This is a genomic window from Paenibacillus sp. FSL H8-0175, from assembly GCF_045040615.1.
GTDB classification, from domain to species: domain Bacteria; phylum Bacillota; class Bacilli; order Paenibacillales; family Paenibacillaceae; genus Paenibacillus_AQ; species Paenibacillus_AQ odorifer.
In genome coordinates, this window is record NZ_CP150299.1 from 2058139 (window position 1) to 2076074 (window position 17936).

The following is a 17936-nucleotide window of genomic DNA, read 5'->3' on the forward strand; positions in this document are numbered from 1 at the left end:
ATGCGGTCTGAATTTTGCGAAAAGAGCATTCGCTGAATGCAAACGTATGGCTTAAAGGATGCAAGAACTTAGCTGAAAGGAAGGGAAGAACAAGTTTCGTTTTTATTGCGGCTTTAAATTGAGCTTTTATTTTAGAAAATACTGGTTGACAATACCGTAAATTCGGCATTAGTATGTAAATCAAAATACAGCAAGCGTTTTCATTGGGTGTTTTTAGGTTGTAATCAGTTGCACTAACGATCGGGTTTTATGGACTAGTGTTTGTGCATAGCTTTTTGCAAACGATTGCACTAATTTTGACATGATGTATCAAGCTTTTACTTTGATAGAAGGATGGTGACAGCGTTGAATTGGCTTGACGAGCCCTACATATAGACCTTCTTCACCTTCAGAAGGAATACGCATGATTTATAATCTCATAAATTGGAGGGGTTTGTGAAATCATGTATCCGCTTGCAAAAAGGGAATTCATAATTATGGGAGGTTTTGCAAAAATGAAAATAACTTTATGGGGGAAGAGGGCATTTGCGATCTTTATGATCATTGCTCTCGTGTTCTCTGGTCTTGGACTACATCCTGTTAATGTTAAAGCAGCAACGACGAAGGTTGTATTGGTTGGGGATCTGCAGTCTAAATTTACATCGACAGGTGCGGAAGCGCCGGGTAAGGATTGGGATGAGACATCAGTAGTTACCCAAATGACCTATTCAGATAATGGCCTATATTCTTTTACAGGCACATTGCCGGCAGGAGAATATAACTACAAGGTTACTCTAAATGATTTATGGGATGAGAATTATGGATTCACAAGTTACACCAATCCTCAGGGGACCAATGATGGGGAGAATATCCATATCAAGCTGGAAACAGAGACTGCCGTAACCTTTTATTATAATGACTTGACTCATAAAATAGCTGATTCCACGTATTACACACCGATTGCTTCCGCTAAACTACCAAGATTGACAGGAAACCTGCCGGCAGAAGCACTTACTACATTATCTGATCCTGATTTTGATGATGTTTACAGTACGGTGGCTACCCTTCCTAAGGGAGATTACACCTACCAAGTTTCTGTTCCAGGAGACGGTGAAGCCGGGGATCAATTGTATCCCGAAACTGCTAATAATCTGAGTCTTCCTTCAGATCTGCCGGTTACCTTTAAATTTAATCCACTGGATGGCAGTGTGACAGCAGAATATAAAATTCCTTCTGAACCTGTTGAGGTTACCCCTGTTCCGGCTGGACACATCCGTATTCACTACACTCGGACAGCTGGTGACTATGAAAATCAGGGATTATGGACATGGGATGATGTTCAATCCCCTTCCGCAAATTGGCCAACAGGGGCAACTCCATTTCCTGAAGGGCAAATTGATTCTTATGGTGCTTATGTTGACGTGCCAGTGAAGGATGGAGCCAAGAAAATTTCGTTCCTTGTGGTAAACCGAGTCACTCAGGCTAAGGATGAAGGCGATAAACTCTTTGCCATTAACACGCCTGAGACGAATGAAATTTGGATCAAGCAAGGCTCAAATGATGTAACACCGTATGAACCAGTTGCACTTGCTCCTAATACAGTGCGAATTCACTATATGAGAGCTGATACAAATCATGATCAATACGGACTGTGGCTGTGGGATGACGTCGTAGCCCAATCCGAAAATTGGCCGTCTGGAGCTACTCCTTTTGTGGCAGATCAAACAGATCGTTATGGTGCATATGTTGATGTTCCACTTATTGAGAACGCGAAGAAAATCGGCTTTATTGTGATGAAACCTTCGAACGGTGATAAGGACGGTGACAATAAAACCTTTAGCCTGCTGGATCGATACAATCAGCTATGGGTTAAAGAAGGAGACAACAATGTTTATGTTTCTCCGCTTGGAGAGACACCAATTGGCTTAGTATCCGCAGAGGTGTTGTCGACGAGCAAAATCCTTCTCGGCTTCACACTGACTGACGGTTTGGATCCAGCTGCCTTAAAGACAGCAATTACAGTTAAGGATAAAGAGGGTGCTGCAGTCCCGATTACTGCGGTAACCCTTACAAGCAAAACTTCAATCGAAGTGGATACAGAAGCTTTTGATTTGGAAAAAGTTCCGCTTAGCGTTACTTATTCAGGTAAAACAGTCTCCGCCGCAAGTGGCTGGAGAATGCTTGATGAAATGTACAATTATACAGGAGACGATCTTGGAGCTACGTATAATGCTGACAAAACAGCCACATTGAAATTATGGGCACCTAAAGCAAGCGGAGTCGTTGTAAATCTTTACGATAAGAATGACTCTAACGTGCAAGTGGGTAGTGTTGCTTTAACACTCGGCGAGCAAGGGGTTTGGTCAGTCCAGCTGAAGCCAGCTGATTTGACAGGCACAGCGGCAACAGATGTAAGGGGCTTCTTTTATCAATACGAAGTAACGAATGACGGTGTAACCCATAAGGTCCTTGATCCTTATGCTAAATCAATGGCGGTATTCACTGTTGATACCACAGGTGCTGCTGGTGCCGGCGGGGATACAGTGGGCAAAGCGGCTATCGTTGATTTAAGCCAGACGAACCCTGATACCTTTGGGTATGCTGATATAAAAGGCTACGAAAAACGTGAGGACGCCATCATCTACGAAGTCCACGTGAGAGATTTTACGTCAGATGTATCGATCGAGGATAGTCTGAGTGGGGAAAGATGGGGTTCTTATAGCGCTTTTGAAAAGAAACTTGATTATATTAAATCTCTTGGTGTAACGCATGTTCAGTTGCTTCCTGTGATGGCTTGGTATTACGGGGATGAGACGAAGATGGGGACTAGAGAGCCAGAGTATTCCGCAAAAAACAATGAATACAACTGGGGGTATGATCCTCACAGCTATTTCTCTCCGGACGGGGCTTATTCACAGAATCCTGCCGATCCAGAAGAGCGGATTAAAGAATTAAAAGGTTTGATTGATGCCGTGCATGAAGCTGGAATGGGTGTCGTTCTGGACGTAGTGTATACTCACATGGCTAAAAAAGAATTTTTAAACGACATCGTACCTAATTATTATGCCTTCCAAGATGCAAACGGCAACTTTATCGGGGGGTTCGGCAACAATTTAGCCACCAACCATAAAATGGCTGAGAAGCTTATGGTTGATTCGGTAAAATACTGGTTTGAAGAGTATAAGATTGATGGAATGCGCTGGGATATGATGGGCGATGCGACAGCTGATGCTGTTCAGCATGCTTATGATGCCGCGGCAGCAGTGAATCCGAAGGCACTCTTTATTGGTGAAGGCTGGAGAACATTCGGCGGCGCTGCGGCTGATCCTTCTCTCGCTGGTCAAGGTGCAGATCAGGATTGGATGGACAAAACGGATAGTGTCGGTGTTTTCTCCGATGAATTCCGTAATGAATTGAAGTCTGGTTATGGTTCCGAAGGTCAGCCTAGATTTATTACCGGTGGAGCACGTCCGATCGCTACAATCCTGGACAATATTAAAGCTCAACCTTCGAATACACCAGCAGATGATCCGGGTGATATCGTCCCATACATCGAAGCTCATGATAATCTGACACTTCATGATGTCATAGCACAATCGATCAAGAAGGATCCGGATATTGCTGAGAATGAGCTTGAAATTCAGCAGCGGATCAGATTAGGAAATATGCTCGTATTAACTTCTCAAGGTACAGCCTTCATCCATGCCGGTCAGGAATATGGGCGGACTAAGCAGTGGAAGGGCACAACGGATCCTGAGGATAAATTCACAGAGATGTTCGACAATAACAACCAATCGTTTGGCTATTTCATTCATGATTCTTACGATTCATCGGATGCAGTTAACATGTTTGATTGGACCAAAGCAACGGATGAATCTAAGTTCCCAGTACAGAACACGACAAGAAAATATACGTCGGGTCTGATGGAGCTAAGAAAATCAACGGATGCCTTCCGATTGGGCGATAAGGATTTGGTTGACTCTAACATTAACCTGATCCCTGCTCCAGAAATGAAGGATAACGATCTTGTCATCGGTTATTCCAACAAAGCAACAGATGGTACTGGCATCTATTATGTCTTCATGAATGGTGACAGCACAACTAGAAAACTGACCTTATCTGAGGATTTGACGGGTGGTCAAGTGCTTGTGGACAACGATGAAGCTGGTGTTACAGCGATACCGGCTGCGCAGCAGACAGGTTTTATTTTGACAGCAAATTCAATTACATTAGAGCCTTTGACGGCTGTGATTATTCAAAAGGAAGCTGCACCAGTTACGCTTACCTCTTTGGAAACAGATAGTGCAAGCTACACGCTGGCAGCAGGAAATACGCATCAAACCGCTGTTTTTGCGAAATATGATGACAATAGCAGAAGTAATGTTACTAAGAAGGCTACTTACCTTTCCAATAAACCTGAAGTGGCTACAGTAACTGATAAAGGTCTAGTCAAAGCGGTTGGGCTAGGAACGGCAACCCTTACTATCTCTTATGAGGGTGTTTCCACAACCGTCACCGTTAAAGTTACTGACAAACGATATGTTCAATTCACTTATACCCGTAGCGATAAGGACTATAAGGATTGGAATATCTGGGTTTGGAACACTGGAGCTAAAAATGACCAGATTGATTTCACAACCTTTAAGAATGGCACAGCGAGCGTTCTGATTGAGGTTGCGGAGAATGCAACAAGCGTTGGATTTGTCCTGCGCAAAGGTACGGATTGGAACACGGGAAAACAAGACTACCCGGACGATCGTGTCATACCGTTGACCCCTGGTGAACCGTTCACTAAAGTGTATGTAACCAGTATGGTTAAAGAGCTTGATATCAAACCAAGTATTAGCGGCCCTATTTTAAAAGATGGAACGATTACTTTCAGATACCGCGACGACGCTTTGTTCCGTAATGGAAATATGGACGCAATAACAGCTGCTAAAGTAAAAGTGAACGGCACTTCGTATCCAATGATCTATGATCCGGCTAACGAGTGGTTCACTTATACACTGGCTGATTTAAAAGAAGGTATGTATAAATATACTTTCTTGATTACTAAAGATGGCGTCACTACCGAAATTACAGATCCAAAGAATACGGTGAATGATGAATCTGTTATTGATTATCATCAACCTGTCGTTACGATTACGGCATCCGTAAGTCCAGAGGCAGTCACATCCAATCAGAATGCTGTTGTAAGCATCAACGCTTCCTCTTCGGAAGAAGTAACTTACTCTGAAGCATATATGGATTTAACCAATCTTGGAGGACCTAGCAAAGTTAAGCTGGATACGGAACTCTTGAAACAAACGGTTGCTGTGAAAGACACGGTGTCAGCGGGCATCAAGGATATTCCGATTACGCTCGTAGACCAATACGGCAATGCACATAAGGAAAAGGCTACACTTGAGGTAAAAGCAAGAACCTATACAGGGGATAAGCTGGATTTTGATTGGGATGAGGCCCGGATTTATTTCGCGCTTACAGACCGGTTTAAAGACGGTGACCCAACGAATAATGAGAATGTAAATAAAGATCATCTGGAAGCTTATCATGGTGGAGATTTCCGAGGGATGATCGACAATCTCGATTATTTGCAAGAGCTAGGAATTAACACGTTATGGATCACGCCAATCGTAGATAATATTGATTTTAACAAAGGCGTTGACTTTGGCAGCGAACAATATGGATACCATGGGTATTGGGCAAAAGATTTTACCAAGCTCGACGAGCATCTTGGCGATATGGCAACCTTCAAGGAGCTAATCGAAAAGGCGCATGACAAAGGGATCAAGATCATGGTTGACGTTGTACTCAATCATACGGGTTACGGTCTGAAAGCTGAGGATACCTATCCGACAATTACAGCTGAGGATAAAGCACGTTTCGAAGGGATGCTGCGCACGGATGGTGTATCCGCAGATACAGATCCAATTAAGGGTGAGCTTGCTTTCCTGCCAGATTTCAAGACGGAAGATCCAGCCGTTCGTGAAAAAATTATCGCTTGGCAAACAGGCTGGTTAGACAACGCACGTACGGAACGTGGAGACACGATTGATTATTTCCGTGTGGATACAGTCAAGCACGTGGACGATACGACTTGGAAAGCCTTTAAAAATGCACTGACAGCGATTGATCCAAACTTCAAAATGACCGGCGAATACTTCGGTGGAACCATTGATAACAATGGTGGAATGCTCGAAACTAGCCAGATGGATGGTCTGCTTGATTTTGGATTTAAAGATGCAGCCAGAGATTTTGCAAATGGTAAGGTAAACAGTGTGGATGCTTATCTGCAGGAACGTGAATTAAAGATCGACAATACGAAGATGATGGCTCAATTCCTGAGCAGTCACGATGAGAATGGTTTCTTGTCTGATTATGTGGGAGGCGATAAAGGCAAGCTGAAGATTGCTGCAGCTCTGCAAATTACCGCCAAAGGACAGCCGGTAATATACTACGGAGAAGAACTGGGGAATTCCGGAAGCAATGCTGGAAATATGTCTGAAGGTCAATTCAGTGAGAACCGTAAGGATATGCCTTGGGATCAATTGACGGCAGAGAAGCCACTACATGACCATTATCAAAAGCTGTTGAATATCCGTGCGAAGTACTCCAAAGTGTATTCCAAAGGTGCGCGCACGAAGCTCGCAGGTTCAGATGATTCAGGTTATTTAGCTTTCAACAAATCTTATGAAGATGAGAACGTAGTGACGGTAATCAATACTAAAACTAGTGGGAATTCTGTAACGATTCCAGTACCGTTTGCTGCCAATTCATCGGTAACCGATGAATACAGCGGTAAAACATACATGGTTTCCGAAGATCAAAAGGTAAATATTGATCTGCCAGGCAGAGATGATGGAGGCACGGTTATTTTGGCGGAAGTATCGGATGTTATACCGACACCAACGCCGACGCCGACACCAACGCCGACGCCGACACCATCGTCGACGCCAACGCCGACACCAACGTCGACGCCAACGCCGACGCCAACGTCGACGCCGACACCAACGTCGACGCCAACACCAACACCAACATCGACGCCGACGCCGACACCAACATCGACGCCAACGCCGACACCAGAAGTGACACCGTCGCCTGAGGTGACACCAACGCCAGAAGCCACAGCGGCACCAACCTCTGGAGTTGTTGTTAACCCTAGCCCTACGCCGCCAGCGGATACTCAGGTTGTGAATGAGGATAGCTTGAAGAATGGTAAAGACGGCAAGGTGCAAATTGATGTTGCTGCCGGTAAGACAGCGGTACGCTTACCTTTACTAGCTGCACAAATACTAGGAACTAATGATCTTGTGTTTAAAATGGGAGATCTGTTAGTTACTATCCCTAGCCAGCTTTTAAGTACAATGCCAAGTTTAGCTTCAGGTATTGATGGGGTAGGTGCCCAAATCTTGCTTGAACTGAACCCACTGGCGCAGTCTGCTGCGAAAGCCATAGTAGACGGTATAAACAAAGATAGTGCTCATATTAGCTCTCTTTCCGATGTATTTGAATTCAGACTTAGCGTGCTGATGAAAGACGGTACTCGGATTGTAATTAAGCAGTTCGATGAGCCGATTACGATCTCATTCAAGATTAAAGGGCAATTCAACAAAGACTTAATCGGAATCTATTATTTAAGTGATAATGGCGGGTTAGAGTACGTGGGAGGACAGCTGAATGGAGAGGTGATCACGGCACAAGTCACACACTTCAGTAAGTATGCTGTGCTTGAAATCGATAAGTCGTTCAAAGATGTTCCTGCAACCTATTGGGCATTTAAGGCGATTCAATCACTTGCCGCCAAACAAATTGTGTCAGGGGTCACTACCTCTGAGTTTGATCCAAAAAGTAATGTTAGCCGTGCGGAATTTACAGCACTACTAGTACGTGCACTTGGCTTAAAAGCGGAAGGGCAGGTTCTGTTTACTGACATCAGGTCAGATGCATGGTATGCCTCATATGTAGCCACAGCTACTAAGCTGGGTATTGTTAGTGGACGGAGTAATAATATTTTTGCGCCGAATGCATCAATTACCCGTGAGGAAATGGCTGTTATGGCGATCCGCGCACTTGAAGTGAAGTCTGGTAAGAAGCTTGAACCTGTAGCAGCCTCTACGGCATTTACTGACGCTTCAAGTATTAGCAAGTGGGCGGAAGCCTATGTGAAGACTGCAGCAGACTTAGGACTCCTGCAAGGCCGAGAGAACAATCGATTCGCTCCAAAAGCATGGATGACCCGCGCAGAAAGCGCACAGGTTATTTATACGCTGCTGAGCAAGTAGGCTAAACTAAGGTGTGCTGAATTCTGGCACCCCTTAGTTTGAGCAGCGGTTAGCATTTTAGTATGCTCCAAAAGAAAACAGGGTATCCCGAAGCGATTATCGCTTGCGAGATACCCTGTTTTGTTATGCTGTATGGCTGAGCAGTGGGAAGAAAAGAAGTCTTTTAGATGATTGCCTTTAGTATAGCGAATCCATAGGCTGGCATCTTCACGATCAGCTTGCTGCGTTCTGTGCGCAGTGTTTCGCCTGTAAACAAGTTCTCCCAATCCCGCTCGTCTACGTCAATACGGAAGGTCTGAGCGGTCTCTTCACTGTTGATTAGTACCACAATCGTCTGCAGATCCAGCCGGCGCTCATAGGCTAGTTTGCTGCCTTGTTGTCCTGCCTCCAGGAAGGTAAATGTACCTGTGCGGAGAGCAGGGTGGTCGTTGCGTATTTTAATAAGCTGACGATAGAACTCGAAGAGCTCTCGATCCTGCTTTTCAGGGTTCCACTCCATGCATTTGCGGCAACCAGGGTCACCTTCACCGTCCATGCCGATCTCGTCACCGTAATAGATGCAGGGAGTGCCCATAAAGGTGAATTGGAACAGTGCCGCTAATCGCATCTTGTTTTTGTCTCCAGCAGCCAGCGTAAGCAGTCGTGGAGTATCGTGGCTGTCCAGCAGATTAAAAGCAACTTCACTAGCCTGCAGCGGGTAGCGTGATAACTGTTTACCAATGGAATTGGCGAATCCTTCAGCATCAAGAGTGCCATTCACAAAGAAGTCAAGGACGGCGTCAGTGAAAGGATAGTTCATAACGGCATCAAATTTATCGCCTTCTAGCCAAGGTGCAGATTCATGCCAGATTTCCCCCAATATGTAGGCCTCAGGATTAGCACGTTTAACCACCTTGCGGAATTCCCGCCAGAAATCATGATCCACTTCATTGGCAACGTCCAGACGCCAGCCATCAATCCCGACTTCTTTGATCCAGTATTCTGCGACTTTCAGTAAGTATTGTTTAACTTCAGGGTGTTCTGTGTTTAGCTTTGGCATTAGCGGTTCAAAAGCAAAGGTGTCATAAGTAGGGACACCGTTTTCAATCTGAAGCGGAAACTTGCGAATATGGAACCAATCTTTAAAGGCGGAAGCCTCTCCTTTTTCTTGAACATCTACAAAAGGAGCAAAGGTTTTGCCAGAATGATTGAATACGGCATCTAGCAGGACACGAATCCCACGTTTATGGCAGCTATCGACGAGCTTTTTTAAAGTCTCAATATCTCCAAAATGCGGATCGACTTTCATATAGTCTTCTGTATCGTATTTATGATTAGTAGTTGCATCAAAGATAGGTGTGAAATAAATAGCAGTGATCCCAAGCTCGTTAAGATGATCTAAATGATCAATAACCCCTTGCAGGTCGCCGCCAAAAAAATTGGTTGGTGTTGGTTCGGAGCCCCATGGCTGAACATTTTCCGGATCAAGGCTCGGGTCACCATTTGCAAAGCGTTCTGGGAAGATCTGATAAAAAACAGCGTCCTTTACCCAGGCAGGCGGAGCGAATACGTCAACGCGGTTAATGAAAGGGAATTCGAACAGCTTGTTTGGGTTTTCCGGCCGCACCGTTTGAAAGTCACTTTCGGTCATCCAAATTCGTTCGTTATCTTTTTGAAGTAAGAAACCGTATTTCAAGCGGCGGTAGAGAGGTACTGAAGCACATTCCCAATAGTCAAACATAGCATCGGAGGTGAAGAGGGTCATGGGAATTAGCTCTTTTGTGGTATCCCAGGCATATTTATCTCCAGCAAAGGCGAACACTTCGGTTAAATCCCCTTTTTTAGCGCGTAGACGCAGGTGAATCGTACTTTCATTATAGGCATAAGACCAATTTAACCGCGGACGATGATACACTGCTTCCAGTAACATGATAAATCCTCCTAAAGTTTTGTTAGCGTTACTTCCTCGGATACTTCGGCAAAACCACATCGAAAGCATAGGCTAAGTTTTGTTAGCGTTACTTCCTCGGATACTTCGGCAAAACCACATCGAAAGCATAGGCTAAGTTTTGTTAGCGCTACTTTCTCGAAAGCATAAACTATTCCCGGACGATACTCCACAGAGCGCGTGGAATGTAGAATGTCGCTATTGTTATTGGTTGCACAGTTTTTTATGCAACATGCACTAAATCAGTAGCAGAGTAGCACATAACAAAGAGGCACAACCACCGCGAAGTAGCTTGCCCGAGGTTGTACCTTTGATAAGTAACATTGCCTTTTAATTATATAGAACAGGAGGCAGACAAGGGATGTTGTGCTTCATGCTGGACAGCCTCTTAACGTTTTGGATTATAGCATGGAATAAAAGGGCTTTCAATACTCTTGTTCAAACCATTGCACTAAATTTCACTAAAGTAAACGAGCATTGTGAAGGGCAATTTATGAGAAATCTCTTGAAATAGAGAAAATGTGGCATATTAGGGGCAAATAAAATAGATATTCCAATAATAAACACATGAATTATCGACTAATTAAAAGATATCATGTGAAAAATGGAGATATATGCCTATAATGTATATCAAATAATGGAAAATGACCCAATACAGTATATGCAAACGTTTTTAAAAACAATCGTTACTGTTGTATGATGTACTCATGAATGAAGCGCTTTCTTACCTGTGAAATGCAGATACAGAAGGAGCAAGCTAAAAGAAGAACTTTTTTTTTAGCCTTTCTGAAATCGTTTGCGCAGATTACAGCACTACTATTTTCCATCTTACGTTTTTAAAAATTGGGAGGGGTTAAAGTAATGAAATTGAAAAAAATGATGGTTATCACCGCAGCTTTCTCAATGGCTCTGTCCGTTACAGCATGCGGTTCGAACAACAACAGTACGAATAACGGGGGCAACAACGCAGCAAAAGCAACTAATAATGCTACTACAGAGACTGCAGCGCCAGAGAGCACAGATGCAGCAGCAACAGATGAAATTGTACCTGAAGATGGCGCAACTCTAGTGGTATGGGAAAGTAAAGAAGAAAGACCTTTTGCAGATGAGATTGCTAAACAGTTCACAGCAAAATATAACGTTCCAGTCAAGGTTGAAGAATTGGCACCACCAGATCAAGTAACTAAACTTACTCAAGATGGTCCTTCAGGATTAGCGGCAGACGTTATTCTTATCCCTCACGATAACTTAGGTAAAGCGGCAAGCGCGAGCTTGGTTCTTCCTAACGATGTCTTCGGTGAAGAAACAAAAGCTAACAATACTGAAGCTTCGATTATCGGATCTTCGTACGAAGGCGAATTGTATGGTTACCCAAGAGCAGCAGAAACTTATGCATTGTTCTACAATAAATCGCTTGTTAAAGAAGCACCTAAATCATTTGATGATGTTCTTGCATTCAGCAAAACATTCACGGATAAATCGAAAAATAGATATGGGATTATGTGGGAAGTAGGAAACTTGTACTTCAACTACATGTTTATCGCTTCCGATGGCGGATACCTCTTCGGTAAGGATGGTACGGATAAAGATGATATCGGTCTTGCTAACGATGGCGCAATTGCAGGACTTAAAGAATTTGTGAAACTGAAGGAAGCATTGCCAATTAAGAGTGGTGATATCAACAGTGATATCAAACGCAGCTTGTTCAACTCTGGTGATGTAGCTATGGATATCACAGGTCCATGGGAGCTTGGAGGATACAAAGAAGCTCTTGGTGACAACCTTGGTATTGCTCCAATCCCTACAGTGAATGGCAAAACAGCAATTACATTCTCTGGTATTAAAATTTTCGCAGTTAACTCGTTTACTCAATATCCGAATGCTGCTAAATTGTATGCGAATTTTGCTTCAAGCAAAGACGCTCAGCTGTTACTGAACAAAACGATTGGTTCGGTTCCTACAAACAACGAGGCGCTTCTTGATCCACAGATCTCTAGCGATCCATATGTCTCTGTTTTTGCAGAACAAGCTAAGAACTCCCAACCGATGCCTTCTATTCCTGAAATGGGTAACGTATGGAGCCCAGTAAATGCTGCCCTTCCAGAAATTTGGGATAAAAATGGGGATCCAAAAGCAGCAATGGACAAAGCTGTACAACAAATCAAAGATTTGAATAACAGTGCATCCCAATAAGGATCATAATTCACTGTCTTAACAGCATACAGTGAATCAAGCTGCCCGCCGCATGTTTAGCGGCTGGCAGCTTCTTATTTTCACTCGGAGAGGAGAACGGAAGCGAAATGCAACGACATCGCACGAGGGCCGCAATACTGTCGACGATTTTTATGGGATTGGGACAAATATATAACCGCCAATTCGTTAAAGGAATATTATATTTAGCCGTAGAAGCTGTAGCCGTTTTTTATTTTATTGAGAACCTTGCCAACTCTTTATGGGGCATCGTAACACTAGGAGAGAATCCGAGTCGTCTGGTTAAAGTCAAGGGGATCGCCAAGATGGTTACCGGTGATCACTCGATTTATATCATGATCCAAAGCTTGATCACCATCCTTATTCTTATTCTATTGATTATCGCCTGGTATTTGAATATCAGAGATGCTTACAAGATTGGAGAAAAACGTGATAACGGTCTTCAGGCAAACACTTTTAAACAAAGTGTTCGTTATATCCTGGATTACAAGTTTGCTCAAGCGTTTCTAGTCTTGCCGGGCATTGGTGTTCTATTCTTTACGATTATGCCAATTATCTTCATGATCCTGTTGGCCTTTACGAACTATTCCGCACCTGATCATCTTCCACCCGCCAAATTGGTGGACTGGGTTGGATTTCAGACCTTTCGTAATTTATTGGTCCTTAAGACATGGAGCCACACTTTTTATGGTGTATTAACATGGACAATTATATGGGCAGTTCTTTCAACCATTACTACATACTTCGGAGGACTGTTGGTCGCTTTGCTGGTGAGTCAGAAGGGCATTCGCTTCAAAGGAATGTGGAGAGTAATTCTGATTGTGCCTTACGCGGTGCCACAGTTAATCTCGCTTCTGCTCATGCGCAACTTATTTAACGGTCAATTCGGGCCTATCAATCAATACATGGGGTATTTTGGATTGGATGGTTTACCGTGGCTGACTGACCCATTCTGGGCTAAGGTTACCGTAATTATCGTTAATATGTGGGTAGGTATTCCTGTTTCTATGCTGCTTATCATGGGCGTTCTGACTACTATCCCACGGGATATGTATGAAGCTGCTGAGGTGGATGGAGCATCGGGTTATCAGAAGTTCCGTATCGTAACGTTGCCGATGGTATTGTTCTCTACAGCACCAACCTTGATTACGCAGTTTGCAGGTAACATCAACAACTTTAACGCGATCTTCCTATTAACTGGTGGTAGTCCGGTAAATGGTGACTATCAATATGCCGGTTCTACGGACTTGCTAGTAACCTGGTTATACAAATTAACGCTAGATCAGAATAAAAACAACATGGCTTCGGCAATAGGGATTATTATCTTTATCATTGTCGCTTCATTCTCCCTGTACAATTACCGCCGGACGAAGTCATTTAAAGAGGAGGATATGATCCAATGAGCAGAAAAGTCGCGAACTTTATTCGCTTAGCAGGTAGTTATATTATCTTGATTGCTTTGTCGATAGCTGCACTCTATCCTGCCCTTTGGATTCTTTTAGCTTCTTTCCGACCTGGTAAATCATTGTACAGCAAAACGTTTATTCCCGAGCAATTCACTTTATCACATTACAGAGAATTGTTCACATCACCCAGCTATATGTTTGGGACTTGGTATGCCAATACCTTGAAAATAGCTGTGTTCTCGATGCTTATCGGGGTAGTTCTTACTTTGTTAACCAGTTATGCCGTATCCAGATTCCGGTTTAAAGCGCGTAAAACAGCGTTATCCACCGTATTGATTCTTGGTATGTTCCCTGGTTTTATGAGTATGATCGCTATTTATATGCTGCTTAAAGAGTTTAATTTGCTGGATACACATATTGCGTTAATTATCGTTTATGCGGCCGGGGCGCCGCTGGGAGGGACCTTTATCGCCAAAGGTTTCCTCGATACGATTCCTCGTTCCTTGGATGAGGCCGCTCGTATTGACGGGGCGAGCAATTTCGGAATATTTATGCGAATCATCTTACCTTTGTCACGTCCTATGATCACATATATGGCGCTGACTCAGTTTGTTGGACCATGGGTGGACTTCATTTTTGCGAGACTCATTCTGCGGACTAAGGAGAACTGGACAGTTGCAGTGGGGATGTGGGATATGGTTAACACCAATCAAAACACTAACTTTACCTTGTTCTCTGCGGGTGCGGTTTTGATCTCCATTCCAATTATGATTTTGTTTGTATTCTTGCAACGTCTGCTAGTAGATGGCTTGACAGCAGGAGCTAGTAAGGGGTAAACCCATTCGCTCGCTTCATGCTAATAAATGATCAGGGTACAGCCTTTATACAGAAATGGAGGGCTGTACCCTTATTTCGTCATGGGGAGTGAACTTAATGAAAAAGTCCTGGACTCTATATTTTAAATCTGTTGGAGTTAAACTGTTCGTTATTTTATTTAGTTCTATAGTTCTCTTATCCTCCGTGCTAGGATTGACTTCCTATTTTGCCGCTAAAAATATCATTACGAATGAGGTTGCTGCAGCCTCCACACAATCTGTAGTTCAGGCAGCGGACAAGCTGGATTTTGTGCTGGCAGAGTATGAGGCACTATCAAGGCAGTTTGCACTCGACTCTGTGTTAAAGGGTGATTTAGAAAAAATAAATAGTGGCGAGCTTACAACTGTGGCCAAAGCCGGTGCTGAAGATCGGATTCGCAGAAAGCTAGACTTGGTAAAAGGGTCTGATGAGCGGATGTATGGCGTCAGGCTGGTATCCAAGAGCTTGGTAGACTCAGAATCTTATAAGTCTGCTGGTATAAGTGGGATTCGTAGTGATGAAGGCATTTCCGCAAGATTAGAGCAAATTGCCGCAGCTAAAGGAGAGCCAGTCTGGTTTCCCGTTCGTGAGAAAGGCTTTTTTGATGCTTATACTGAGCCCTCCTTAACTATGGGGAGATTGCTACGTAATCTTTTACATCCCGAAGCGGAGTATTACATGCTAATCGAAGTGAAAGGGAAGGCCATGACTGAAATGCTGTCTAACCTTCAGATTGGGATGACCGGTGAAATTCGTATCTTGAGTGCGGATGGCAGCATTGTGTATGGTGCGGATCATGCCAAGCTGGGTCAACCCTCTTACATAAAAGTTTCAGAAGAACAAGGGAAAGAGCAAAATCATTCATTTACAGCGGAGGATGAGAACGGAAGTTCTCAGCTTGTTGTATACCAGCCCCTGGCGACTGCCAAGTGGATGCTTATGGGGTATGCTCCTGTCAGTGATTTTACTAAGTCTGCGGACAAGCTTTTATATATCACATTTTCTGTGGTGCTGGCGGCAGCCTTAATAGCACTACTAATTGGTTATATTCTTGTTCGATTGGTAGGGCGCCCGCTGGGTAAGCTGGCAATCTTGATGGAGGAAGGAGAGCGTGGGAACCTGCAGGTACGAACCAATTTCAAGGGCAAAGATGAGATTGGCCGCTTGGGTCAAAGCTTCAACAAAATGATGGAGCAGATCTCCTTACTTGCAAGGCAGAGCGGGAATTCGGCAGATGAGGTCCTCCTTACTTCGGAACAATTAGTACAAGCATCAAGTACAATCTCCCTCCATGCCAGAGAGGTTGCGACCGCTACCGGTGAGATTGCAGCGGGGTCAGCCAGCCTCGCTGTTGAAGCCGAACGCAGTTATCACAATGTTGAGATTATCGGCAACAAAATGAGTGAAGTGACGGAAATAAATACAGTGATGGACCATTCAGCAGAACGGGTCATTGAGGTTAGCAATCAAGGTACAGAGCTGATGAAACTGCTGGTAGAGCAGAGTGAGTCTACGGTAGAGATGATCAATCGAATTCAAGATAATTCTACTAAGCTCAGAGAAAGCACTCATTTAATTCGCAGTATACTCAGCCCTATGATTGCTGTGAATAAGCAGACCAATATTTTGGCACTAAATGCTACCATAGAAGCAGTTAGAGCAGGTGCGGCAGGTAGAGGGTTCATAGTGATTGCTGATGAAATCAGGCAGCTCGCTAACCAGTCGAATGAATCGATTCAATCGGTCTCCAAGATCACGGAAGAGATTGGTCTACATATCGAGAACACCGTTAAGGATATCAATGAAGCCGCTCCTAAGTTCCGTGAACAAATCTCTTCTGTAAGAGAGTCGTCAACGATATTCGCGAGTGTCAAAGAGGAAATGGAACATTTCATGAGACATATTAGTGAATCTTCTGCTTCTGTCCTCGAACTGATTGAGTTCCAGCGTCAACTCGGTGAATCCATGGCCAGCGTAAGCTCCATCGTCCAGCAAACCACTGCTTCGACGGAGGAGGTAGCTTCTATGTCATCTCAGCAATTCACGGTTAGTGAGGAATTGGTTGCCCTATCGGAAAAGCTGGAGGGCTTGGCAGCCGATCTTAAGCACTCTTTGGTTTCTTTTCAAGTATGACAATATTATTCTAATAGAGACGGGCAATTTTCCAATATAATGGAGAGTTGCTCGTTTTTGTTGATTTGATTGCTATCGGACGTTATCTTGTCTTCGAAGTGGCTAAAGAGATACACTTGTATTAAGTAATAAATGAAGAAAGTAGTGATCCATTGACGAACTTAAATCTGAGCCCCAGCGGGAGTCTTTTTCAGCAGGTTTTAATCGAGGGAGATTATAGTCCTCATTTTTTTGCTTACTATTATAAACAGTGGAATAACTACAATATGTCTTACCATCAGCATAATTCAACGGAAATCATGTATTTGATCTCAGGAAGTTGTATCGTAGATGTCCGTCCAAGCTCAGGAGGAGAAGAGAGAGTTCGGCTGAAGCGGGGAGAATTGATCATTTTAGACGCGAATGTTCCGCATAGGCTGATTGTTGAAGAGGGGGCACCTTGTCGGATGCTAAATGTGGAATTTGGGTTCATGGAATATAGAGGAGTTGCACCCTCTGTCGGCAAGCTAGCCCGTGAAGAAACGGCGCTCGCAGAAATGCTGCAGCTTCCTTTTTCCAGTTTAGTAATGCCTGATCCGGAGGAAATCTATCATGTTCTAAAGGGACTTGTGTTAGAGCTTGATCAGAGCGGCGGAAAGGGTGGAAGTATGGTTGATTTATTATTTTGTGAGCTTCTGTTGCGGTTATCCAGACTTCGGCAAGAGCAGCTTCATACCAGCCAACAGCCCTCGCAGCTTTATGTGCGCCGGAGCATTGAATTCCTGCATCAGAACTATGACCAGAACATTCAGGTTAAGGACATCGCTGCCGCAGTTAATCTGCATCCCGGATATTTGCATCGAATTTTTAAGAGCCATACGGGTCGGACGCTCAGCGATTACTTGAATATGCTGCGAATGGAGAAAGCGAAGATGCTGCTTGGGCAGAGCGACATCCCGATTGCTGAAATTGCAGATTACGTAGGAATTAGCAGCAGGCAATATTTTCACCTTCTTTTTAAAAAATACGCCGATTGCACGCCTGTAGAATTCCGCAATTCCATTGAGCGTCACGCCTGGAGTTATGAAGAGTATGATTTTCAGTAGATAGGTTAGGATTTTTGACACCTTCTTTCAAAAGAGGTCATGATATTGGTTACGCTTT

The 17936-nt window shown here is 43.9% G+C and carries 7 protein-coding genes; 6 read left to right on the forward strand and 1 reads right to left on the reverse strand.

Annotation, left to right across the window (positions count from 1 at the left end):
• The first annotated feature begins 494 nt into the window (after positions 1 to 494).
• A complete protein-coding gene (locus MHH46_RS08795) occupies positions 495 to 8261 on the forward strand; it encodes a pullulanase (protein WP_076195098.1) in 7767 nt (2588 codons plus the stop codon).
• 163 nt (positions 8262 to 8424) lie between these two features.
• Here MHH46_RS08795 and MHH46_RS08800 read toward each other — a convergent pair whose 3' ends face one another.
• A complete protein-coding gene (locus tag MHH46_RS08800; protein WP_076195092.1) occupies positions 8425 to 10170 on the reverse strand; it encodes an alpha-glycosidase in 1746 nt (581 codons plus the stop codon).
• An 879-nt stretch (positions 10171 to 11049) separates the two neighbouring features.
• On the opposite strand from MHH46_RS08800, the gene MHH46_RS08805 reads away from it, so the two are divergent.
• The 5 genes from MHH46_RS08805 (at position 11050) to MHH46_RS08825 (ending at position 17878) form a co-directional block, all read left to right on the forward strand.
• Positions 11050 to 12381: a maltose ABC transporter substrate-binding protein gene (locus tag MHH46_RS08805; RefSeq protein ID WP_076126469.1), complete on the forward strand. Its 1332-nt coding sequence runs from the start codon at positions 11050 to 11052 to the stop codon at positions 12379 to 12381.
• 107 nt (positions 12382 to 12488) lie between these two features.
• On the forward strand, positions 12489 to 13802 hold the full coding sequence (locus MHH46_RS08810; protein ID WP_036684375.1) for a sugar ABC transporter permease: 1314 nt from the start codon (positions 12489 to 12491) through the stop codon (positions 13800 to 13802).
• Positions 13799 to 14641: a sugar ABC transporter permease gene (locus MHH46_RS08815; protein ID WP_076126471.1), complete on the forward strand. Its 843-nt coding sequence runs from the start codon at positions 13799 to 13801 to the stop codon at positions 14639 to 14641. Before MHH46_RS08810 ends, MHH46_RS08815 begins: the two co-directional genes overlap by 4 nt.
• Positions 14642 to 14738: 97 nt before the next feature.
• On the forward strand, positions 14739 to 16793 hold the full coding sequence (locus tag MHH46_RS08820) for a methyl-accepting chemotaxis protein (protein WP_081383145.1): 2055 nt from the start codon (positions 14739 to 14741) through the stop codon (positions 16791 to 16793).
• A 167-nt stretch (positions 16794 to 16960) separates the two neighbouring features.
• Complete coding sequence (locus MHH46_RS08825; RefSeq protein WP_076195100.1) at positions 16961 to 17878, forward strand: AraC family transcriptional regulator; 918 nt, start codon at positions 16961 to 16963, stop codon at positions 17876 to 17878.
• Positions 17879 to 17936: the final 58 nt, after the last annotated feature.

Bases quoted from the DNA above. Each gene is read 5' to 3' on its own strand.
- MHH46_RS08795 (WP_076195098.1), top strand. From the start codon at position 495: ATGAAAATAACTTTATGGGGGAAGAGGGCATTTGCGATCTTTATGATC.
- MHH46_RS08800 (WP_076195092.1), bottom strand. From the start codon at position 10,170: ATGTTACTGGAAGCAGTGTATCATCGTCCGCGGTTAAATTGGTCTTAT.
- MHH46_RS08805 (WP_076126469.1), top strand. From the start codon at position 11,050: ATGAAATTGAAAAAAATGATGGTTATCACCGCAGCTTTCTCAATGGCT.
- MHH46_RS08810 (WP_036684375.1), top strand. From the start codon at position 12,489: ATGCAACGACATCGCACGAGGGCCGCAATACTGTCGACGATTTTTATG.
- MHH46_RS08815 (WP_076126471.1), top strand. From the start codon at position 13,799: ATGAGCAGAAAAGTCGCGAACTTTATTCGCTTAGCAGGTAGTTATATT.
- MHH46_RS08820 (WP_081383145.1), top strand. From the start codon at position 14,739: ATGAAAAAGTCCTGGACTCTATATTTTAAATCTGTTGGAGTTAAACTG.